Raw genomic sequence first — 19,307 nt, forward strand, 5'->3', positions numbered from 1 at the left:
AGTCCGCAAACTCCACCTTAGCCGCATGGCCCGATGGCCACCCCAATCCCCGCCAAAGCGGTCCTCGAATTTACACCTCGTCCGCGGACGCTACCGTCCGGTCGTGTCATCGGCCCTGCATCTCGCTGGGCATGAAGTGACATGAGCTCGCTCTCGCCGACGCGCATCGGTCCTAGCTGCGCGCCGGGCGGTGGCCATCGTTTCTTATCTACGGTATAATTATTCGCCCACGACTAGCACGGCGACCGGCTTGGGGACCGGGGCGGAGCCGGTTGGCAGCAGCACGACGCGTTAGTGTTGGATCAAGGTACTCGCCCCATCATCGACACTGCAGCGGACCGACGATTGACTGTCTGAGGTGCCCGGCATCCCGCTTGGCAGGAGTGAAGCGTCGCCGCGCTGGGCTCCGCATGGAGTACGTCTTGGCCCGCACGCCCGACCCGAAGAAGGCTTACCTGGAATTGCACGGCGGTACGTGGCGGGTCACGGTCTCGGTTCCGGTACCGGTGCGGCGCGCCCTCGGGGCCACGAAGCTCGTGCACAATCTCGGCACGGACAGCCTCAGGGAGGCGAACGTGCTCAAGAGGAAGCACGTGGAGCGCTTCAAGCGGCGGATCGCGGAGGCCATGGAGGCGGTGGGGCGCCCCGGCGTGGACGACATGAAGATCGCCGTTGAGTTCTCGAAGGTCGCCGAGGAACTCAAGCGGAACGGCAGTGCCGAGGATTGGCAGGAGTTTCAGGAGGCGGTCTACGAGCGCCATGCGGAGATCCGCTGGAAGGACGCGCGTTGGGTCAGGGTCGAAGATCCCGAGGAAGGTCCGAACGAGGTCGAGGAGGCGCTTCCCGAGCAGACCGAGAAGGCCATGCTCTTCTCGGCGATCTCGCACGGTCGGGCGACTCCCGTCGACCTGATGCACGAGGACTACCGCAAGCAGCTCTTCGTCAAGGACCGGACCCGGGCGGACGACGCCCGCGCGCTGCGTTTCCTGCAGGAATGGTGCAAGCGCGAGCGCATCCCGGCCACGCTTCAGGAGATCGACGTGAGGCGCGCGCACGCCTTCGCCGACGCGCTGGTCGAGATGACCGGCCTCCACCACGTGACGCTCAACAAGTACATCGGCCGGCTCTCCGGCTACTGGCAGTGGATGGTGCCGAGGACGGCGGCCGTGTCGGGCAACGTGTTCGCCAACGTCCGCCTCAAGGGCCCGAAGGAGAAGCACGACCAGAAGGAGAGGCCCTTCAAGGACAGTGAACTCGCGGACCTGCTCCGCGGGCCCGCCCCGCCGAAGCTGCGAGACCTGATGCTGATCGGGGCGCTGACCGGGGCGCGGCTCGACGCCATCGTCGACCTGAAGGTCCGCGACACGGCGTACAATTGCTTCCTGTTCAAGCCTCAGAAGCAGGAGGCGTCGGCCCGCTACGTCCCGATCCATGCCGACCTGGCGGAACTCGTCGCCCGGCGAACGGCCGGCAAGCAGCCCGAGGACGACCTTTTTCCGGAATGGCCCCCCGTCAAGAAGGCCGACTCGATGCGCGAGCGCAGCTTCAAGGCCTCGAACCGGTTCACGGAATACCGCCGAAGCGTCGGGGTCGACGAGGTGGTGCCCGGCAAGCGGCGGTCCCTGGTGAATTTCCACTCCTTCCGGCGCTGGTTCAGCAGCCGCATGGAGCAGGCCGGGGTGCCGGGCGAGATGATTTCCGCGATCGTCGGGCACAAGCGCAGCAGCATCACCCTGGACGTATACAGCGAGGGGCCGCACATGCGCGCGGCGCGTCGAGCCATCGCCAAGCTCAAGTTGCCCCCGCTGGACGGCAGCCCGATCCGCGATGAGATGACCCTCAGGCCGCGGGCGCATCCCAGGTAGGGCGCGGTTTCGACGGGCGGTCGGGCGCATCCGGCATCCGCACGGGCAGCCGTCCGCGCGACCGGCTTGCTCCGTCCCCCCCAGGAACCGTTACGGGCAGCGGGTCTCGCCTCGCCCATCGGCGTCGCCCTCGCGTGATGGCCTCGTCCCGGGAGCAAGCGCCTGGGCGTCGCGAGCCACGCGACGTGACCCAAGGTCATTTGTCTGCATCCTGGAGGTTTGCGGTAACCTTCATGACGGCTTCGGGTCGGCTCCGCGCCACCGCCACCTTGTCGCAGGTATTATACTGATGGTATAAATAAGCGTCGCAGGGGGCGAGGTTCGAGCGTGCACTGACGGAGGTGGCAATGGTCGTGGGGTTCTTTTCTGACGATGGTTCCGCTCTTTACGCCGCGCTGTTGGCCAGCTGCGGGCTCGCGTGCGTAGGACGGTTCATGACCGTCATCGACGGACACGAGATCGGGCGGCCGACCTGCGGTCCATCCATGGAGGACGCGGCGGCATCCCGGGCGGACATGTCCGCGATGCTCGCGCGGGCCGCGGCCGGCGGCCAAGCCGACGTCGGCTTCGTCGCCCCGCTCGGCTTCCTGCATGAGGGCGGCGTCTGGACCCACCTCGACGTGGCCGTGGTCTCCGGAGGGGACCCCCTGCAAGCCAGGCGCGCTAGGCGGTCCGCCGGTCACGCTGCCGGCGGAGAGCTCGCGTCCGGCGCGAAGCGTCGGGACGCATCCGATCGCTGCGCGCGGCGCCCGTGGCTCCTGACGTTCGGGGCGGGGCGGCCTCATGGGCCTGCCGCATCGCCCAAGCATGGCCTGCAGGGACGCGGCACCGAAGCCGCCGCGAGGACGCTGCCGGTCCGGGTGCCTTTGCCCGGCCGATCCGTGAAGGCCGCCATGGACCGCGGGCTTCCGACGCTTGAGACCCTACGCATCGGGATCCTGCTGGCGGCGACCTTTGAGGTCGCCGCTGCGGTTCCCGACGCGGCCGCTGTCGAACTCGCGACGATGTCCGACCTGATGTCCCCGGCATCCCATCCGGCTGACCAAGCCCTGGCCGGACGCCTGTCCGATCTGGCGGATCGGCTGGACGACATCGAACGGGCGCTGGGTACGCCGGCATCGCCGGCCGCCTCCAACAGGCGGGATCGGGGCATGCGGAGGATTGCCAGGTCCTGTCGCGACGCCGTCCCGGAACTGCCGGCGGCATCCTGGCCGACGGGCAGCGCATCCGCTGCCGGACCTCGATAGCCGGAATCGCTTCCCGCTACGCGACCGTGCGTCGACACCTGACCCGCCGATCCGGTCTCAAGAAACGCTCCGCCCCTGCCCGATCCGGTTCCGGTAGGGGCGCGAGCCGGCCACGCTGCGTCGGGCGCCCGCTGCGCCCCGCCCAAAGTGGCATCCGAATGGGACAACCAAGTGGGCGCGATGGGCGTCAAGGCCGACGCTCGGATGCCACGCGCGCAGGGTATCGGGTCAGCGCAACCTCATACCCGGCCTCGAAGTCGCGAAACCGCACCCCCGCGGGGCTCGCTCGCAGCGCCCGCTTAGACTCAGTCTCGGTGTTCAAAGGCGGTCCATCTCGACAAGTGCGACATCAAGTGCGCCTGCGTGGGCGGGTCGAGCAAGGTCCCGCTCGGCTTCGTCCCGCTCACCGAGAACGTGATGATGGTCGTTATGGCCTTCTGGATGCTGGCGATGCACCGTTGAGTGTCTTGCGCACCACCCTGGGAACCACCTGCCCCGCGCGAGAACCGGGGCGTAGACCTCAAGCCGGGTCGAGTTCGTTGACCAGCGTCGAGAGGTAGAGGGCGATCCGCCGGCTCGCCGCCGGGTCGGGGGCCGCGACCGAAAAGCCCACGTCGAGGATGTCGTCGCCGTAACGCCTCATCACCGACTCGGCCATCAGCGCGACCTCGCGCTCCGCCTGCGCCGTCAGGACCCGACGTCCGTCGCGGGTCGCCAACCGCACCTCGAAGCGCCGCGTGGACGTCAACGGTTTGCTCCCCTCGGGCGAGGCCGCCCGTCAGCGCGCCCGACGATGAGGTCAAGCAATGAACGGCCTCCGGAAACCTATCCGAAAACGCTCCCGTGACATGGCCGAGACCTCGCCAGGGGACAAGCGGGGCAGGAATCCCCGGTGCCTAAATTCGGGTTCATACCGGAACGAGGGGGAGGCCGTGTTCGTCCCAGCTAGGGCTTCCCGGCTGCCCGAAGGCGTGCGGGACCTCACCCAATGCAGCGTTCCCAAGGTTCCCGATGACCCGTCCGATCCACGCCCTGGCGGCCATGCTCCTCCTGGCCTCGACCGTGCTCACACCAGCCCTGGCACGCGAGGCCGCCCCAGCCTCAACCCCCGCCAAGGCGGTCGCCCCCTCCGCCGCACAGATCCTGGCGCGCATGCAGGTCGCCCAGGAAACCACCGCGACCCAGCCCGCGGGTTCACAGGGCCCTAGCAACAAGACCGAGGGCGTTCGCCAGTCCTCGCAGACCCAGGTGACAAGCCGCCAGCCCCTCGGGGCATTCCCGACGAACGAGGTCAGCCGCCAGCCGGTCATCGACCTCGGTGCCGGCGAGGAGGGCATGAAGAAGGACGTCGCCGCCCTTCAGCAGACCCTGACCGAGTTGCAGCAACTCCAGTTGCAGACCAAGCAGGCGCACTGGAACGCATCGGGCACCCTGTACTACCCGCTGCACCTCCTGCTGCAGGAGCACTACGAGGGCCTGTCGAAGTACGCCGACACCATCGCCGAGCGCCTCCTCGCGGTCGGCGTCTCGGCCGACGGGCGCGCGAACACCATCGTGAAGACTTCCGGCGTGCCGGAGATTCCCGGCGGCTTCCTCGACGATGCGCAGATCCTCGTGTGGTTCACCAACGCCTACAAGCGCGTCGGCGAGGAGGTGCACGCGGCCATCAAGACGACCGAGGACGTCGACCCCACCACGTCGAACCTGCTGCAGGAGGTCGAGCACGGGATCGCCAAGTACCAGTGGCAGATGCGGGCGCAGCTCCAGCGGACGCACACCGACCCGAACACCGGCTGGGACCTCAACGACAACAAGCCGGTCGACCTGCAGGGCCAGCAGGCTCCGGCCCAAACACCCGCCAAGCCCTGACGACAGCCAACCCCGCGCCGTCAGGCGCGGGGTTTCCCCTTGACCCGCGATCAGTTTATATTAATTCCAAACTAGAGATGCGCCCCCGGGATCGAACGACGCCTCAGCCTCCCCTCACGCCCGGCCAGCGAGCCATGTTGCTCCGGCTCGACCGGGAGGGACCGCTTGTCTCGCCCAAGCCCTGGGAGATGCGCACGGTCCGGTCCCTGAGGGAACGCGGGTTGATCCGCCCGCGGCTGTCGAGCCGGGACCCGGAGGGTCTCTGGTTCATCAGCGCCAAGGGCAGGCGAGCCATAGCCCCGGCGGGTCCAGCCGTCGGCGACCGTCATCCCCCGGCAGCATCACCGGCGTAGGCAGGATCTCGACCATGAATGCACCCGACGATACGACACGGCCGACGGCGAGATACGACGGCGGCACCATCGCGCTGCATTGGTTGACCGCGGCGCTCGTGCTCGGCCTATGGCTGGTCGGGACGTTCCTCGAAGACCTTGTCCCAAAGAGTGCCCTGCGCTCCGGCATCTGGTCGGCCCATTTCGACCTGGGCTTCGTCCTCACCGGCCTCGTCGTAGCCTTCCTCATCTGGCGGCGGGCCCGGGGCCGCGACCTGCCGGTCGATGACCCTGGGCCCCTTCATCGCCTGGCGAAGGCGACCCACGCCGCGCTCTACGTCCTGCTGCTGGTCATCGTCGGCCTCGGCATCGCCAACGCCTTCGTGCGCGGTGTCTCCCTCGGCCCGGTCAGCCTGCCGCAGATCGGCGACCCGGAGTGGCGGCGGCCCCTGACTCACTGGCACGGGTTGGCCGCCAACGTGCTGATGGTCCTGGCCCTGTTCCACGCGGTCGCCGCCCTCGTGCACCACTACCTCTGGCACGACGCCGTCCTGCGCCGCATGCTGCCCCGGGGATCCTGACGCCCATGCGACCCGTCCACCAGGAGCGGCACCTGATCGACCGCATCGGCTGGCTGCGAGCCGCCGTCCTCGGCGCAAATGACGGCCTCGTCTCCACCGCGAGCCTGATCGTGGGTGTGGCAGCCTCGTCCGCCAACACGGGTGAAATCCTCGTCGCCGGCAGCGCGGGCCTCGTGGCAGGCGCGATGTCGATGGCGGCCGGCGAGTACGTCTCGGTGAGTTCCCAGGCCGACACCGAGCAGGCCGACCTCGCCCGCGAGCAGCGCGAGCTCGGCGACGACCCGGCCGCCGAGTGGGAGGAACTCGCGCGGATCTACGTCGACCGGGGCCTCGACCATGCGCTCGCCTTGCAGGTCGCGGAACAACTGATGGCCAAGGATGCGCTCGGCGCCCATGCCCGGGACGAGCTCGGCATCTCCGAGGTCACGACGGCTCGGCCGGTCCAGGCGGCGCTGACCTCGGCGGCGACCTTCTCGGCCGGCGCGGCCTTACCCCTGGCGACGGCGGCGCTCTCGCCCGGCAACATCGCGGTCTATACGGTGTCGGGGGCCTCGCTGGTATTCCTGGCGGTGCTTGGGGGACTCGGCGCCAAGGCGGGCGGCGCCCCCATCGCCCGGGCGACGGCGCGGGTGACCTTCTGGGGCGTACTGGCCATGGCCGTCACGGCAGGAATCGGGAGCCTGGTCGGCAAGGCCGTCTGACTACCGCTGCGGATCGTGGCAGTGCATCTTCGGCGGCGCGGTCGCGCAATCGATGGAGCACGTCTGGTCGGGCCGGCAGAACCACTGCAGGGCGCCGGTCTTCAGACACGAGCCGGAACAGTGCCGGTGGGCCGCGTTCGTTGGTTCGACGAAGGACGCCGGCGCGTCCGGTGACGCCGCAGGTTGCTGGGCGAACGCTGCAGGCACGACCGCGAGTTGAACCAGCAGGAACCAACGCAAACGTCTCGCCATCGCAGTCTCCTCGAAAAGCGGCAGGCACACGCCGCATGTCTGCGACGACGATGCAGTGTGTAGTCGAGCTGCATTTAGCAACTGAAGATGTGAATGAAATTGACTAAAATCAATTTCATCGAATGCCGGCACCGACAATAGCGAGTGGCGGCAAGCACTTCAATGCTCATGTTGGAGAAGTGCTTGCCTGGCCTTGGGCAAGCCGGAACTGCTTTACCGCAGGTGGTGTTTCCGGCGGCGCTTCCGTCCGCGCTTTTCCCGGGGCGGGCCGCGCCATTCAAGGGAGGTTCCCGTCGATGGACAAGCCAGTCGCTGCCTGATCGGGGCCGTCAACCTGCTCGCGGCCGCCGACCCAGCACAGGCCGCGATGCCTGCCCAGACCGTGCTAACCGCGGCCATGCGTGCCGAGAGCTACGCCGACCTGCCCAAGCCCATCCCCGACGCTGTGGCGCTCCTAAAGGAGCCGGACGAGGTCGCGGCGAAGGCCAAACCGCTACTTGCCGCCTCTTAGGGCGAGGCCACGGTACAGCAGGCGCAATACTACTATCATCGCCACCATCACCATCACTGCTGCGACATGCCGTACGGGTACAGAGCCTGATGCGGCGGGGTGGATGGTTCCGCACCCCGCCCAGCCTTACCGCTGGCTCTTGGCGGCGCCTAGGATGCGCCGGTAGGTTCCGCCGAACACGGTGTGGGTCGCCGAGGTCCACTGCGAGTCCGCCGCCAGCGTCTCGCGGCTGGGGTAGATGCGTCGCGATTGGAGTTCGCGCTCGGCGCCTCCTCTTCGTTCATCGCCATGAGCTCGAAATCGGCCTCAACCGAGACGACGGACACCTGCATGAACGGCTCGTCCTTCCGGAAGATATGCCTGCGGCCTTCGTCCGGGGCCTTGAACACCATGAAGTACATCGTCGGCCCCCAGTGCCGGATGAGTGCCGGCATTGCGACCGGCACTGTTCCGGTCCAGTCGGTGTAGAAGCGTGGGTGGATCTCGGTCCTGATCACCTAATTCTCCTCGACCCTTAGGTCGATGAGGATCCGATAGGCGTAGTAGGCCTCGCCGAAGCTCCAGAGCGGCGGCCTTTGCGGTCCCGGTCCGCCGGGCTCGGCGAAATTCCCTCAAAGACCAGTCTTGCGGCCCTGGTGCTCACGCCCAATTCGGCGTCGTAGGCGTAGAACAGCTCGATCCCGCCTTTGACCGCTTCCAAGAGCGGGATGCAGTGCCAGGCATAATCCTGCGAGCCTTCTGTGCGGGGCTCCGGATCGCCCGCCCAACCGGGAATTTTCAAGCGCGTCCGCCGGGGCGGCAGCCCCGGCTCGATCAGCCTGACCTTCACCTGTCGCATTCTCGACCGTCCCTTCGATGTCGCCCTGGAAGATAGGAGGTCAGAGGAACGGTTCGGCGCGAAGCAACACCATGTGATCGCCCAGTCAGGTCGCTGCGGGGCGTAGCAGTACGTTGGCGACGCCCTGGGTGTGATCCGCGTCTTACTCGACGGTGACGGATTTTGATCTAGGCCGATCCCGCTCCAAGTGCGAAAGAGCGGCCCCAAAATCTCTGCGCCTGCCGACGTGATTACTGGGACTTGTCGGCGATGACCCTCGGGCCCGCCTCCTAGACTTCAGCAATTGTCTCCTTGGCTTTAGCATCAAAGGCCCCCTTGGGCTTGACGTTTCCGGCCCAGGATACCTTCGATCCGCTCCCGTCCTTCTACACTATGAGCATGGACTTATAGCTCTACACAGGCAGCGGGCGGGAGATTATCGTGCATGTGTAGTCTATCTTCTTGTCGCCGCGGAACTGTTCTTCCTCCATGATGGTGTCACTGCCCTTCATCGACAATGTTCACTCCTGCCTGCCGCCTTTCTAAGACAGCACCCACTTCTCGATGACGAGGTGCCAGTTGCCGATGCCGCAAAACCCGCCAACCATCTTCCAGACCGCTTCGGGCGATGCAGGCACCATCACGCTCTTCGTCACTTCAATCGCAAGGGCAGGCGTGACGACGACCATGGCCAGCGCCACGGCGGGGACGGCGATTCCGAGCATTCATCGGTTCCTGTAAAACCTTGAGCGCGTCGTGTGCGCCGAGGAACCAGCTACTGCGCGACCGAAGGCGGACTACGCCAAACGCGGATGTGTGAACGGTGCACTCGATGTACCCCTGAGGCAGTCTCGCGACCAACCAATGGCTAGCCTTCGGCGACCCGGCGCGATCAAACGCGGAGATAGCTCCAACCTGCCTCCTGAAGTGCCACGAGACGGACTGCACCAGCCGAAACGATGCCGACGTGTGGCAGTAATTCCAGAGGGTGCCCCTCTGCCTTCTCCATGGCTTTGATGGTGTTGCCGCAGGCCGAGAGTACGATTCCCGGCACGCTCTCGGTGATGGAGTGGATCCTCGACGTCACGGGCGATGTGTCGGCCCGCAGCATGTGCAGACCCGGCCCATAGGCAACGATCTCGACCTCAAGCTCCTCGGCCTGATTGCTGTATTCGCGTGCGAGATTGACCGCGTTGTTGAGGGCGAGGTCGAACACGCCGTTCTCGCGAGAACTGACCTGCAGTGCGACCCGATGGGTCTTGGGGTCAGCCGATTGGGTCGCCGAGGCCCTGCTCGCCACGAGCCAAGCCATCAGCGCGGCCAGTCCGGACACGCCCCTACGCGACAGCATCATCGTGTCCACTCCGTTCGCGAACGGTCCTGTTCCGACAGGAATATTCCTGCGAAATCGTGTCGTCAGGTTTGTACGAAGCGATAACTCGCACCAACGCGCTCGACACGTCCGACGCCTGAGCTCGGGAGGTGAAAGCCGACAAGCGTCATCCGCTCATTCGCCAAGCGGTCCAGCAGGGTGAGGCGGGTACGCGCCGCGAGGTCACGGTCGAGATCGCTTCCGAAGGCCCAGGCGGGGCGGCGGAACGACACAACCGCGTGGCTCAAGGCATCCCCGCCGATCAGTACCTGCTCCCGACCGGCTTCGACAAGGACGGAGGCGTGACCGGGCGTATGCCCCGGCGTCGCGACGTAGGTGAGGCCGGGAGCGATGCTTTCGCCGGGCTTACGGCGCTCCACCTTCGCCTCAAGGCGTCGCAGGGTCCGTCGCGAGCCTACGGAGAGGCCCTTAAGCCAATCCGGTACGCGGGTCTCGACATCCTCGCGGGTCCAGAAATCCCATTCCGCGGCCGGCACGACGTAGCGGGCATTGGGAAACCGTTCGCTGTCGTCGAAATCATCGACCGCGCCCCAGAGATGATCGGGATGGGCGTGCGTGAACACCACCTGGGTGATCGCCTCACGTGAGATGTTCCGGCTCTCCAGCGTCTCGCCGAGCTTGCCGGCCGTGGGCTGGAACGAGTTGCCCGAGCCGGCATCGATCAGAATGACTTCCGAGCCGATCCGAACGAGGCTCGGGTTCGTCGGAATCGGGGTGGCCTCCGCGGGCTGACCCTCGGCCTTAAAGACGGCTTCAACTTCCGCGCGCGGCGTGTCGGGCAGCATGAAGGCGAGGGAGGAGGACAGCGTGCCGTCGCTCGCCGTCTCCACGGAGGCGGCGCCGACCCTGAGCGCCGCTGTCTGGTTCGCCGAAGCGCGGCGGACGGGCCACGCGCCCGCGAAGCCCGCTCCGAGGCCACCCAAGAACAACCGCCTGTCGCAGCGCGTTCCCGCGGAGTTGGGACGGCTCGTCATTGGACCGGCGGGGCCTTCTTCGCGGGTTCGGCAGCCTTGTCTGGCGTCACGTCGAGGATGCGAGCGCGGCTCGTGATGGACGCTTCCTTCGGCAGGCAGTTCGTCATGCAGGGCTTGGCCGTCCAGAACTCCTTCTCCGCCGTCTCGCGGTCGTCCATGAAGAAGTTTTTCTCGTTAGGCAGGCGGATGCTGGCGAGGTTCTTCTCGTTCAGCTCGAAGTCCTGATCCTTCAGAATGTCGTTGAGATAGAGGAGATAGGCGGTGACCGAGTATGTCTCGTCCGGCGTGAGGGTCTGTGCCGCGCCGAACGGCATTGCCCGGTGAATGAAATCGAAGACGGTCGAGGCGTAGGGCCAGTAGGACCCGATGGTCTTAACCGGACTGTCGGACTTCAACGTGCCGGACCCACCGGCGAGCTCCGGCCACCGTCCCGCGCCCTCGCCGAACTCGCCATGGCAGCTGGCGCAGCGCTCCTGGAAGACCGTCTCGCCGAGCGCCGCGGTTCCCTTGCCGACAGGAAGCCCCTGGCCGTCCGGCCGCACGTCAATGTCCCAGCCCTTGATCTCCTCCGGCGTCGCGACGCGGCCGATGTTCAGACGCTCCGCCGCCACCGGCGTGGCCGCGAGGAGGACGGTCGCAAGGGCGGCCGAAAGACGGTTACGCGACCTCGACATTCTCGATCTCCCCGCTGGGCAGCACGTGCCAGGTCTGGATGCCGTTGTTGTGGTAGATCGAGTTCAGGCCGCGGTGTTGGCGCAGGGCCGCCTTGGTCGGCTGGACGTAGCCGGTCTCGTCCATGGCGCGGGACTGGATCAGCAGCGGATCGCCGTTCCAGTCGAACTCATAATAGAAACGCGTCAGCGCCTTATCGAGGACCGGCCCGTCGAGCCGCGCGGCCCGCCAGTTGCGGCCGCCATCGAGCGAGACGTCCACGCCCTTGATCGCGCCCCGCCCCGACCACGCCAAGCCCGAAAGCACGGTGAAGCCCTTACCGTGGATGGGCGCCTGCGGACTCGGATTGGTGATGACGGACTTCGCGTCCATGGCCCAGGTGAAGCGCCGCGCCTGACCGTCCGGCATGAGTGCCGTGTACTTCGACGTCTCCTCGCGGGTGTGCCAGGGCTCGTCGCCGACCTTGATCCGGCGCAGCCACTTCACCCACATGTTGCCTTGCCATCCCGGCAGGACGAGGCGGAGCGGATAGCCGTGCTCGGGATAGAGCGCCTCTCCGTTCATGGCGTAGGCGACGATGGCGTCGTCGAACGCTTTCTCGATCGGCACGGAGCGGGTCATCGCCGCGGCGTCGGCGCCCTCCGGCAACAGCCACTTGGCGTTGGTCTTGAGACCGGCTTCTTCGAGCAAGCGCTTGAGCGGGACGCCCGTGTACATGACGCAGTGGATCATGCCGTGGGTGAACTGACAGCCGTTGAGCTGCGCGCCCTTCCACTCCATGCCGGAATTGGCCGCGCATTCGAGGAACGCGATCCGGTTGACGCGGGGGAAGCGCTTGATGTCCTCCAGCGTCAGCATCAGCGGCTTCTCGACGAGGCCGTGGATCATCAACCGATGCTCGGACGGATCGATCTCGGCGATGCCGCCATGGTGGCGCTCGAAGCCCAGGCCGTTCGGGGTGATGATTCCCTCCAGCTGGTGCAGCGGCGTGAAGCTGACCGAACTCTGGCGCGAGGCGGTCAGCCATTCGACGTCGCGGCGGATCACGTCCACCTCGAACTTCGACGGGCGGCCGTAGGGCCGGCTGACGACACCCTCACCGAGCGACTGCGACCATTCCGGTACGCTCGGCGGAAGGTTCTTCGCGTCCGGCGCGGCGGCTGCGCGGCCCGCAAAAGCCCCCGTGCCGACCGCTCCGCCGAGGGCGAGGCCGGTGCGCAGGAAGGATCTTCGAGAGGTTGGCCCGGACGGATCGGGGCGCGGCTTCGGTTCAGACATCGGCCTCTCCGAACTGTTTCAAGTATAGCAATGTGTGAATATATTGGAGACGACTAGGCGCCACGGACGGTGACCTGCGCGGGCGTCGGGTTCACCGTTCCCTTGGCCTTGATGTGCGAGGAGACGACGTCCCAGATCGGCGGGCCGTCGGTGCCCTCGTTGACGCTCGCCCATCCTGCCACGGTGTAGCTGGTGCCAGCCTCGATGGGTTTGCCGGTGCGCAGGAGGGTGAGGTCTGAGATGCGGCTGCCGGCCGGGCGAGCGACGTCGATGGCGTAGGACACGCCGCCCACCCGCACCATGTCGCCACCTTGCTGGTAGTACGGATCGGCGTTGAAGAGGTTGTCGGCCACGTCCTCCAGCACCTCCTTCAGCCGGGCGCCGGTCATCGGCATCCGATAAGCCGCCGGGTAGGTGATGGCGGTGGCGTTGTAGACGTCCTCGCGGGTTATCGACTGGCCGGGCAGGAGGGTCGTGCCCCAGCGGAAGCCGGGCGAGAGGGCAATCTCAGCCTCTCGCTCGGACAGGAGCGCATCGCAGATCATGTCGTCGAGCGTGCCGTTGAAGTTGCCCCGCCGGTAGAGCAGGGCCTCGGTCCGGCCGAGTTCCTCCTTCAGCATCGCCTCGTGGGGCGCACGGATCGACCGGATCTTGGCCGCCATCGTCTTCTCTGGGGCGATGATATCGGAGAAGATCGGGATGAGCTTCGAACGGTAGCCCTTCACGGCCCCGTCCCGCACGTCGAGGTCGACGCGGGTGAGGAACTTGCCGTGGCTGCCCGAGGCGATGAGTAGGGTGTTGCCGACCTTTACCGCCTGAGGCAGCGCGTCGTGCGTGTGTCCGGTGAGTACGACGTCGATTCCCTTCACCCGCGAGGCGAGCTTGCGGTCCACGTCGAAGCCGTTGTGGGAGAGCAGCACGACGAGGTCGGCGCCCTCCTTCCGGGCCTTGTCGACGCTCGCTTGCACGTCCTCCTCGCGGATGCCGAAGGACCAGCCGGGGATCATCCAGCGAGGGTTGGCGATGGGCGTGTAGGGAAAGGCCTGCCCGATCACCGCGACCTTCGCGCCGCCGCGCTCGAACATCTTCGTGGCCTCGAAGGCCGGCTCGTTCCATTCGGCGTCGCGAACGTTCTGGCCCAGGAACGGGCAGCCGAGCCCGTCCACGATCTCCTTAACCCGTTCGGTGCCGAGGGTGAACTCCCAGTGGCCCGTCATGGCGTCGGGCTTCAGCAGCGCCATGCAGTCGACCATGTCCTGGCCCTTGCTCACCATCGAGGTGTAGCTGTTCTGCCAAGTGTCGCCGCCGTCCAGGAACAGCACCTTGTCGCCTCGCTCGGCGCGGATCGCGTCGAGCACCGTGGCGATCCGGTCGAGGCCGCCCATCCGGCCATAGCTGCGGGCCAGCGCGACGTAGTCCTCCGGCGTGAGCGCATAGGCCAGCGGCGAGCCGCCGGGGATGCCGTAGAGGTCGAGGTAGGCGCGTCCGGTGACGTGGGGGACCTGACCGCGCGCCTCGCCCATCCCGAGGTTGGTCGAGGGCTCGCGGAACAGCACGGGCCGCAACTGCGCGTGGATGTCGGTGAGATGGACCAGGGTGACGTTGCCCATCGGCTCGAAGGCCAGGAGGTCGTCCTGGGTCAGGCGCTGCTGGGCGAAGGCGCGGGTCCAGCCCGTCGGCACCAGGGCCGCGGTGGCGGCGGCGATCTGCAGGAAGTCGCGGCGTGAGGTCATGGCAGGATCAGGCCCTCAGTTGCGCACGGCGGGCGTCTCGACCGGAAGGCCGAGGCCGCGCCACGCGACGTAGGTCTCCAGGGCGAGGAACTCGTCGGAGAGCGGCTTGAACGGCGTGGCCCGGACGTCCTGCATGCAACCTTCCATGCGCTCGTGGAGCGGCACCAGCCGCTGGTCGCGCAGGCGGTAGACGGGGAATCCGTTGCTCTGCCCCTGGCTGAGGAAGTCGGCCCGGAGATACTTGCCGTGGTTCTTCTCGTGGCAGCTCGCGCAAGCGAGATCGAGTTGGCCGTTCCGCTGGTAGTAGAGCGATTGTCCTCGCTCGAACCAGGGCGTCATGGGCCCGTCCACCTTCACGGCGACCGGCATCCCGCGGGACTGGTTACGGACGTAGGTGGTCATGGCCGTAAGTTCGGACGAGCCGAAGGCCCAGGGCTCGGCTTTCAGGGCGCCGCTGCGGCAGATGTTGATCCGCTGCTCCAGATTGACCGGCTTGCCGAGCTTCTCGTTCCACTTCGGATAGGCCGCCGCGACGCCCTTCATCGAGGTCGATGCCTCGTTGTGGCAGCTCGCACAGGACTTTCCCGCCGCGCCATCGACCTTCGACCAGAGTTCCTCTCCCTGCTCCACGGCGAGGAAGCCCGGATTGTTGAAGTCGTCGGCCTGCATGTCCTGCGTTTCCTTGGAGCGGAAATACAGGCCGGAGACAACTTCATCAAACGGGGAATTCGGGTTCTGGACCTTGAGGCCGTGCGCCTGCCAGGCCGGACGCTCGGACCCTTCCTTAGCGGCGGGCGCGGAGGGCATGTCCTGCGCATGGGGTGCGACGGCCAGCGCGACGAGCGCGAGCGCGGTGACGGCAAAGGGAATGGGGCGGACCATTGCGAGGGCTCCGGCGCGGCGGGGGAGGCGCTCCGGGGCAATCGGCCCCGGGCGCGCGTCAGGCGACCTTGATCTGCTCGGTGGCCTGGGTCTTCGACCCGTCGTCATCGATCCAAGTGAAGGTCAGCGTGCCGGTTTCCTCGGGTCTGATCTTGAACTGGAAGTAGGGGTTGGCGGAGACCGCGCTCTCTATGTCGGCGCTGAAGATCGTCTTGCCATTCAGGTCGCAGGTGAACTTATTCAGGATCTTGCGCGGGATCGTCTTCCCGTCCTTGTCCTTGCGCTGGCCGGATTCCATCGTGTGTGAGACGAGCGTCTTCACCTCGATGATGTCTCCCTTTGCGACATCCTTCTTGTCCAGTTTGATCCGCGGCTTCACGTCGGCCATGTGGTCCTCCCGTCCTCGTTCGATGCTGTTGCGTGTGGGTTAGCCGCCGCAGCCGCCGATGGTGACCTTCACCTGGCGGACGTCGCTGAAGACCGAGCCGTCGTTCATGCGGGCGACCGCGATGACGTTCTGCGTCTCGGCAAGACGGATGCGCGTGTTCGCCTCGGCGACGCTCGACGGCGTGAAGTGGAAGCTGATGACGCCGGGGTTCGGATTGCCCTCGGCAACGATCATCACCTCCTCGACATAGCTCTCCGGCGTCATCGGCACGTCGACGCTCACCGTCATCGGTACGGTGTTGCCGTTCTCGGCGATCTCGGGGAGTTCGAGCTTGACCTTGCCCCTCACGGGCTCCTTGCCGCGGGTGAAGGCCTTGATGGCCTCATCGGTCGCAGGCTTCGCGGCCAGGGCCGGTCCAGCGCGGAAGGCGAAGGCGGTTGCCACGACGGCTCCGGTGCCGAAGGCCAGGGCTTGGCGGCGGTTCAATGCGGGGATCTTGGCAGAGGTCATGGGAAGCGGCTCCTTCAGCCCGCGAGATCACTTCAGGGTCGTGAGGTAGGCGACGACGTCCTCGACCTGCTGCGCGGTCAGGATCGGCTTGCCCTGGAACTCGGGACGCACGCGATGAAGGCCCTCGATCCGGTAGAAGGCAGGCATCACGGTCGCCTCGGTGAAGACGTGCTTCGGGTTGACGACGATCATGCGCAGATGCGCCGCGTCCCACCGTTCGGCGACGCCGTCGAGGGAGGGTCCGATCTCGCCGTGAAAGGACTCGGTGCTCAGCGAAGAGACCTGATGGCAGCCGAGGCAGTTGCCCTGGCGGCGGTTCACCACGACCTTGGCGCCGGCCGCCGCATTCCCCGGCTTGTCGGTAAGCGGCTCGGGGATCGCGTCGCTGCCGTCGACGGCCACGACCTTGAACGGTGCAAGCCCGGTTGAAGCCGTCTCGGCTCCGGCGGCGGTCGCGAGGACGCAAAGTCCTGCGAGCGCAAAGGCTGTGATCGGCCTACGCATCTGGCGTTTCCTCGGTGCGCCGTCATTGCGGCGGGTGCGGTCGTTTCGAACCGCACGCACTGCCGATGGGCGAACCAATCGACATATGCGAATATTTGCAAGTTTGACGCTTATCGCTTTCGAGTCAAGCGTTAATCAGGAGGCCACCGATCATCGCGGCCGAACTGTTAGCCCCGCCGCGCCGCCTCCGGGGAGCGCAGGTAGTCCTGCAGGTTCGTACGCTCGTAGGCTCGCTCGGCCACGAAGGCGAAGGTTCGCCGGAACTCCTCAGGCGCGACATAACCCCGAAGGCGCAGGACCTCGCGCTGCTGAGGCGGCTTGTCCGCGAGCGTCGATTCTTCCGCCGGGAAAAACTGTATGCTCGGCGTGGAGTAGATCCCGTATTTCTCCGCGAAGCCCTTTTCGGAAAGGGTCTGCCCGTCAAAATCGGTGACTTCGCGCGAACCGATGAAGTTCAACTGCAGGATATCGAAACGCTCGCGGATATACGTGCTCGTCGCCCGATCCGCGAAGTTCACGAGGTGGATCTGCTTGCAGTAGGGACAGCCCTTCAACTCCCAAAGGACGGCAAGACGTTTGCCGTGGTCCCGGGCCGCCCTCAGATCGTCCGACAGGTCGAGGAAGCTTTCGAGGAACCAGGGCTCCCGGTAGAGACCGTCATCGCCCTGGATCGCCTGGGCCATGGCTTTGGAAGGCAGGCCAAGCGCGAGGGCACCCGCAAGGAACCGGCGCCGGGTCGACATGACGTCCCCTCCAAATATTCTTGTTCGTGCATGTGTAGTGCGAATTTCCCGCATCTGGCAATCCGTTGCCCCTGATACCCGCTGCTGCTGTGGCTTTGAGAGGAGGCGAGGTGAAGGGGCGATTGAGTCCGCTGTTCCGGGGCCAATCACAATCCCGGCGGCCACGTCGCTTCCACTCGAACACATTCGATTTTTGCTATATCAAAGTGATGGTCTTGAGCTTGGGAAGGTCGATGCGGGAAACGAGGCGGGCAGTCATGGCGGGGGCTTGGGGGGGCGCCCTATGGCCTTGCTCCGTCGAGGCCGCCGAAATGGTCAAATTCGAGCGGCGCGGCTGCCCGTGGTGCAAGGTGTGGGACAAGGAGATCGGGCCGATCTATCCGAAGACGGATATCGGGAAGCGGGCGCCGTTGCGCCGTGTCGATCTCGACGCAGGCATCCCTCCCGGACTCACGCTCAAGCGCCCGATCCTCTACACACCGACATTCGTCCTCATCGAAGGCGGCGCCGAGGTCGACCGGATCGAGGGCTATCCGGGCGAGGAGTTTTTCTGGGGGCGGGCCGAGCGGTTGCTGAAACAGCTACCGGCTTCCCCGTGACGGGTTTTAGACGGCAAGGAAAAGGGTGAGATGATGCCGTTGCAGCAAGCGCAGCCGGTGACGAGCGCCGAGGCCCCGGGCAGCCTCGACCTGGAACTGTTGCTGGCCAATGCACGTGATGCCAGCGAGCTGCTGAAGGCTCTCGGCCACGAGGCGCGCCTTGTTATCCTTTGCCTGTTGGTCGAGGGCGAGCGCTCAGTCTCGGAACTGGAGCAACTGCTGAACCTGCGCCAGCCCGCCGTGTCCCAGCAGTTGGCGCGGTTGCGGGCCGACGATCTCGTCGAGGCCCGCCGCGACGGCAAGAACATCTACTATGCGCTGGCCCGGCCCGAGGTTCGCGAAATCATCGCTGCCTTGCACCGCGCCTTCTGCAACGGACGTACGCCGTAACCTTTGAAGCCCCTCACGTATGTCGGTCTACGAGAAAGTAGAGACCCGCTCGGGCTCCGACGAGGATCGCGCCGAGGGCGAGCATCGAGCCGACCGACAGCGTCGAGAGACCGCTCAACCCCTGGCCGATGGTGCAGCCGAGGGCAGTGACGCCGCCCGTGCCCATTAGGAACGCGCCGAGAAGGTGGCGCTTCACCTCCCGGGCATCGTCGGGCGCTTCCCAATAGAATTCGCCCGCTTGGCGTGCCGACGCGAAAGATCCGACCAGGACGCCGAAGACCGAGGCCACGCCGAAATCGATCTTCGTGCCGCTCGCGAGCATGGCGTAGAGCAACGTATCGCCGACAGGTCGAGCGAAGCTGAAGGAGCCGACCGCCTGGGTCTCGAACTCGTCGAAGCCCGCGCTTCCGTTGGCCCACCATCCGGCGACGATCACACATCCGATCACGATAGCGCCGACCAGCAGCCGCTTCGTCTCCCGGAAGGCGCCGCTCGTGAGCGCCGCGATACAGAAGCCGACGCCTACCACGACGCTCACGACAATGCGGCCCGCCTGATCGAGCCGCAGGAGAGCGCCGAGGCGCTGGCTTCCGAGATCGACGCTTAACGGCTCAGTAATCGTCACGCGCATGAGCGCCGTCACGCCGCTGATTGCCATATAGGCTGAGAGGCCGAGCACAAGCAGGACGAGGAGGGCTCGTAGGTCTCCCCCGCCGAGCCGAATGAGAGCCCCAAAGCTACAGGTCCCTACGAGCGCCATCCCAAAGCCGAACATCGCCCCGCCGAGGATCATCGCGCCCCATTCCAAGCGCGGCCCCGTGTAGATCGACCGGGAGAGGTCGAGACCGGCAGCGGCTTCCAAAAGTTGGGTGCCGAGGATGGCGATGCCAATCGCCAGCAGCCAAGCACGCGCGCGGCGGGTGTCACGCGCGTAGACGGCATCCTCGATGGCGCCGAGCGTGCAGAAGCGACCCCGCCGTGCGACCGTGCCGAGCAGTGCTCCAAGGGCGAGGCCGAGCGCCGCCCGGAGAAGGTAAGCAGGCAGCGTGTCCAACATCAGCCTAGA

General features: G+C 66.3%; 22 protein-coding genes and 2 pseudogenes. 9 read left to right on the forward strand and 15 right to left on the reverse strand.

Annotation, left to right across the window (positions count from 1 at the left end; all coding sequences use genetic code 11):
- Positions 1-422: 422 nt before the first annotated feature.
- From HNR01_RS17580 to HNR01_RS17590, 3 genes and pseudogenes are all read left to right on the forward strand, one after another.
- Positions 423-1,865, forward strand: coding sequence for a tyrosine-type recombinase/integrase (locus tag HNR01_RS17580; protein WP_012455899.1), 1,443 nt, complete (start codon positions 423-425; stop codon positions 1,863-1,865).
- Positions 1,866-2,299: 434 nt separating this feature from the next.
- On the forward strand, positions 2,300-3,112 hold the full coding sequence (locus HNR01_RS17585) for a hypothetical protein (RefSeq protein WP_231343950.1): 813 nt from the start codon (positions 2,300-2,302) through the stop codon (positions 3,110-3,112).
- Positions 3,113-3,433: 321 nt separating this feature from the next.
- Positions 3,434-3,574: pseudogene (locus HNR01_RS17590) on the forward strand (glutaredoxin); the annotation flags it as partial.
- 58 nt (positions 3,575-3,632) lie between these two features.
- Here HNR01_RS17590 and HNR01_RS17595 read toward each other — a convergent pair.
- The gene (locus HNR01_RS17595; RefSeq protein ID WP_012455897.1) at positions 3,633-3,860 is read right to left on the reverse strand and encodes a hypothetical protein; all 228 of its coding nucleotides are present in this window, start codon (positions 3,858-3,860) and stop codon (positions 3,633-3,635) included.
- A gap of 263 nt (positions 3,861-4,123) precedes the next feature.
- Between HNR01_RS17595 and HNR01_RS17600 the strand changes: the two genes are divergently transcribed.
- The 3 genes from HNR01_RS17600 (at position 4,124) to HNR01_RS17610 (ending at position 6,595) form a co-directional block, all read left to right on the forward strand.
- On the forward strand, positions 4,124-4,981 hold the full coding sequence (locus tag HNR01_RS17600; protein WP_012455896.1) for a Dps family protein: 858 nt from the start codon (positions 4,124-4,126) through the stop codon (positions 4,979-4,981).
- 367 nt (positions 4,982-5,348) lie between these two features.
- The gene (locus HNR01_RS17605; protein WP_012455895.1) at positions 5,349-5,894 is read left to right on the forward strand and encodes a cytochrome b; all 546 of its coding nucleotides are present in this window, start codon (positions 5,349-5,351) and stop codon (positions 5,892-5,894) included.
- Between the two features lie 5 nt (positions 5,895-5,899).
- Positions 5,900-6,595, forward strand: coding sequence for a VIT1/CCC1 transporter family protein (locus tag HNR01_RS17610; RefSeq protein WP_012455894.1), 696 nt, complete (start codon positions 5,900-5,902; stop codon positions 6,593-6,595).
- On the opposite strand, the gene HNR01_RS17615 is transcribed toward HNR01_RS17610, so the two are convergent.
- Entirely contained in the window at positions 6,596-6,847 is a 252-nt protein-coding gene (locus HNR01_RS17615; RefSeq protein WP_012455893.1) for a hypothetical protein, read from the reverse strand.
- A gap of 367 nt (positions 6,848-7,214) precedes the next feature.
- On the opposite strand from HNR01_RS17615, the gene HNR01_RS27625 reads away from it, so the two are divergent.
- Complete coding sequence (locus HNR01_RS27625; protein ID WP_017484325.1) at positions 7,215-7,358, forward strand: hypothetical protein; 144 nt, start codon at positions 7,215-7,217, stop codon at positions 7,356-7,358.
- Positions 7,359-7,484: 126 nt separating this feature from the next.
- Here HNR01_RS27625 and HNR01_RS28150 read toward each other — a convergent pair.
- The 12 genes and pseudogenes from HNR01_RS28150 to HNR01_RS17680 form a co-directional block, all read right to left on the reverse strand.
- Positions 7,485-8,196 (reverse strand): annotated as a pseudogene (locus HNR01_RS28150) (hypothetical protein).
- A gap of 521 nt (positions 8,197-8,717) precedes the next feature.
- Positions 8,718-8,900 (reverse strand): SRPBCC family protein, encoded by a 183-nt coding sequence (locus HNR01_RS17630; RefSeq protein ID WP_017484328.1) that lies wholly within the window; start codon positions 8,898-8,900, stop codon positions 8,718-8,720.
- 167 nt (positions 8,901-9,067) lie between these two features.
- Positions 9,068-9,529, reverse strand: coding sequence for a DsrE family protein (locus HNR01_RS17635; protein WP_003597852.1), 462 nt, complete (start codon positions 9,527-9,529; stop codon positions 9,068-9,070).
- Positions 9,530-9,591: 62 nt separating this feature from the next.
- Positions 9,592-10,542, reverse strand: a complete 951-nt coding sequence (locus HNR01_RS17640; RefSeq protein ID WP_183668923.1) for an MBL fold metallo-hydrolase — start codon at positions 10,540-10,542, stop codon at positions 9,592-9,594.
- The gene (locus HNR01_RS17645; RefSeq protein WP_012455891.1) at positions 10,539-11,216 is read right to left on the reverse strand and encodes a c-type cytochrome; all 678 of its coding nucleotides are present in this window, start codon (positions 11,214-11,216) and stop codon (positions 10,539-10,541) included. Before HNR01_RS17645 ends, HNR01_RS17640 begins: the two co-directional genes overlap by 4 nt.
- Positions 11,200-12,492: a sulfite dehydrogenase gene (gene soxC / locus HNR01_RS17650; protein WP_003597857.1), complete on the reverse strand. Its 1,293-nt coding sequence runs from the start codon at positions 12,490-12,492 to the stop codon at positions 11,200-11,202. Before soxC ends, HNR01_RS17645 begins: the two co-directional genes overlap by 17 nt.
- Before the next feature lie 53 nt (positions 12,493-12,545).
- Positions 12,546-14,225 (reverse strand): thiosulfohydrolase SoxB, encoded by a 1,680-nt coding sequence (gene soxB, locus HNR01_RS17655; protein ID WP_003597858.1) that lies wholly within the window; start codon positions 14,223-14,225, stop codon positions 12,546-12,548.
- Positions 14,226-14,240: 15 nt separating this feature from the next.
- Positions 14,241-15,107 carry a sulfur oxidation c-type cytochrome SoxA gene (gene soxA, locus HNR01_RS17660; protein ID WP_003597860.1) on the reverse strand — a complete coding sequence of 289 codons (867 nt, stop codon included), beginning with the start codon at positions 15,105-15,107 and terminating at the stop codon, positions 14,241-14,243.
- Positions 15,108-15,165: 58 nt separating this feature from the next.
- On the reverse strand, positions 15,166-15,495 hold the full coding sequence (soxZ, locus tag HNR01_RS17665; protein WP_003597861.1) for a thiosulfate oxidation carrier complex protein SoxZ: 330 nt from the start codon (positions 15,493-15,495) through the stop codon (positions 15,166-15,168).
- 39 nt (positions 15,496-15,534) lie between these two features.
- Positions 15,535-16,005: a thiosulfate oxidation carrier protein SoxY gene (gene soxY / locus HNR01_RS17670; protein ID WP_003597863.1), complete on the reverse strand. Its 471-nt coding sequence runs from the start codon at positions 16,003-16,005 to the stop codon at positions 15,535-15,537.
- A gap of 27 nt (positions 16,006-16,032) precedes the next feature.
- Positions 16,033-16,509: a sulfur oxidation c-type cytochrome SoxX gene (soxX, locus tag HNR01_RS17675; RefSeq protein ID WP_003597865.1), complete on the reverse strand. Its 477-nt coding sequence runs from the start codon at positions 16,507-16,509 to the stop codon at positions 16,033-16,035.
- Positions 16,510-16,676: 167 nt separating this feature from the next.
- Complete coding sequence (locus HNR01_RS17680) at positions 16,677-17,252, reverse strand: thioredoxin family protein (protein ID WP_003597867.1); 576 nt, start codon at positions 17,250-17,252, stop codon at positions 16,677-16,679.
- A gap of 311 nt (positions 17,253-17,563) precedes the next feature.
- Between HNR01_RS17680 and HNR01_RS17685 the strand changes: the two genes are divergently transcribed.
- Together HNR01_RS17685 and HNR01_RS17690 are read left to right on the forward strand one after the other, a co-directional pair.
- On the forward strand, positions 17,564-17,851 hold the full coding sequence (locus tag HNR01_RS17685) for a thioredoxin domain-containing protein (protein WP_012455890.1): 288 nt from the start codon (positions 17,564-17,566) through the stop codon (positions 17,849-17,851).
- Between the two features lie 33 nt (positions 17,852-17,884).
- The gene (locus HNR01_RS17690) at positions 17,885-18,241 is read left to right on the forward strand and encodes an ArsR/SmtB family transcription factor (protein ID WP_026105494.1); all 357 of its coding nucleotides are present in this window, start codon (positions 17,885-17,887) and stop codon (positions 18,239-18,241) included.
- A 13-nt stretch (positions 18,242-18,254) separates the two neighbouring features.
- Here HNR01_RS17690 and HNR01_RS17695 read toward each other — a convergent pair whose 3' ends face one another.
- A complete protein-coding gene (locus tag HNR01_RS17695; protein WP_012455889.1) occupies positions 18,255-19,298 on the reverse strand; it encodes a YeeE/YedE family protein in 1,044 nt (347 codons plus the stop codon).
- Between the last annotated feature and the right edge of the window lie 9 nt (positions 19,299-19,307).

Origin of the sequence: Methylorubrum rhodesianum (genome assembly GCF_014199985.1) — a bacterium.
Taxonomy (GTDB): Bacteria; Pseudomonadota; Alphaproteobacteria; order Rhizobiales; family Beijerinckiaceae; genus Methylobacterium; species Methylobacterium rhodesianum.

Coding starts and splice junctions, on each gene's coding strand:
- soxZ (WP_003597861.1), bottom strand. CDS start 15,495: ATGGCCGACGTGAAGCCGCGGATCAAACTGGACAAGAAGGATGTCGCA.
- soxY (WP_003597863.1), bottom strand. CDS start 16,005: ATGACCTCTGCCAAGATCCCCGCATTGAACCGCCGCCAAGCCCTGGCC.
- HNR01_RS17605 (WP_012455895.1), top strand. CDS start 5,349: ATGAATGCACCCGACGATACGACACGGCCGACGGCGAGATACGACGGC.
- HNR01_RS17630 (WP_017484328.1), bottom strand. CDS start 8,900: ATGCTCGGAATCGCCGTCCCCGCCGTGGCGCTGGCCATGGTCGTCGTC.
- HNR01_RS17635 (WP_003597852.1), bottom strand. CDS start 9,529: ATGATGCTGTCGCGTAGGGGCGTGTCCGGACTGGCCGCGCTGATGGCT.
- soxX (WP_003597865.1), bottom strand. CDS start 16,509: ATGCGTAGGCCGATCACAGCCTTTGCGCTCGCAGGACTTTGCGTCCTC.
- HNR01_RS17615 (WP_012455893.1), bottom strand. CDS start 6,847: ATGGCGAGACGTTTGCGTTGGTTCCTGCTGGTTCAACTCGCGGTCGTG.
- HNR01_RS27625 (WP_017484325.1), top strand. CDS start 7,215: ATGCCTGCCCAGACCGTGCTAACCGCGGCCATGCGTGCCGAGAGCTAC.
- soxB (WP_003597858.1), bottom strand. CDS start 14,225: ATGACCTCACGCCGCGACTTCCTGCAGATCGCCGCCGCCACCGCGGCC.
- HNR01_RS17690 (WP_026105494.1), top strand. CDS start 17,885: ATGCCGTTGCAGCAAGCGCAGCCGGTGACGAGCGCCGAGGCCCCGGGC.
- soxA (WP_003597860.1), bottom strand. CDS start 15,107: ATGGTCCGCCCCATTCCCTTTGCCGTCACCGCGCTCGCGCTCGTCGCG.
- HNR01_RS17585 (WP_231343950.1), top strand. CDS start 2,300: ATGACCGTCATCGACGGACACGAGATCGGGCGGCCGACCTGCGGTCCA.
- HNR01_RS17695 (WP_012455889.1), bottom strand. CDS start 19,298: ATGTTGGACACGCTGCCTGCTTACCTTCTCCGGGCGGCGCTCGGCCTC.
- HNR01_RS17600 (WP_012455896.1), top strand. CDS start 4,124: ATGACCCGTCCGATCCACGCCCTGGCGGCCATGCTCCTCCTGGCCTCG.
- HNR01_RS17685 (WP_012455890.1), top strand. CDS start 17,564: ATGGTCAAATTCGAGCGGCGCGGCTGCCCGTGGTGCAAGGTGTGGGAC.
- HNR01_RS17680 (WP_003597867.1), bottom strand. CDS start 17,252: ATGTCGACCCGGCGCCGGTTCCTTGCGGGTGCCCTCGCGCTTGGCCTG.
- HNR01_RS17610 (WP_012455894.1), top strand. CDS start 5,900: ATGCGACCCGTCCACCAGGAGCGGCACCTGATCGACCGCATCGGCTGG.
- HNR01_RS17640 (WP_183668923.1), bottom strand. CDS start 10,542: ATGACGAGCCGTCCCAACTCCGCGGGAACGCGCTGCGACAGGCGGTTG.
- HNR01_RS17645 (WP_012455891.1), bottom strand. CDS start 11,216: ATGTCGAGGTCGCGTAACCGTCTTTCGGCCGCCCTTGCGACCGTCCTC.
- soxC (WP_003597857.1), bottom strand. CDS start 12,492: ATGTCTGAACCGAAGCCGCGCCCCGATCCGTCCGGGCCAACCTCTCGA.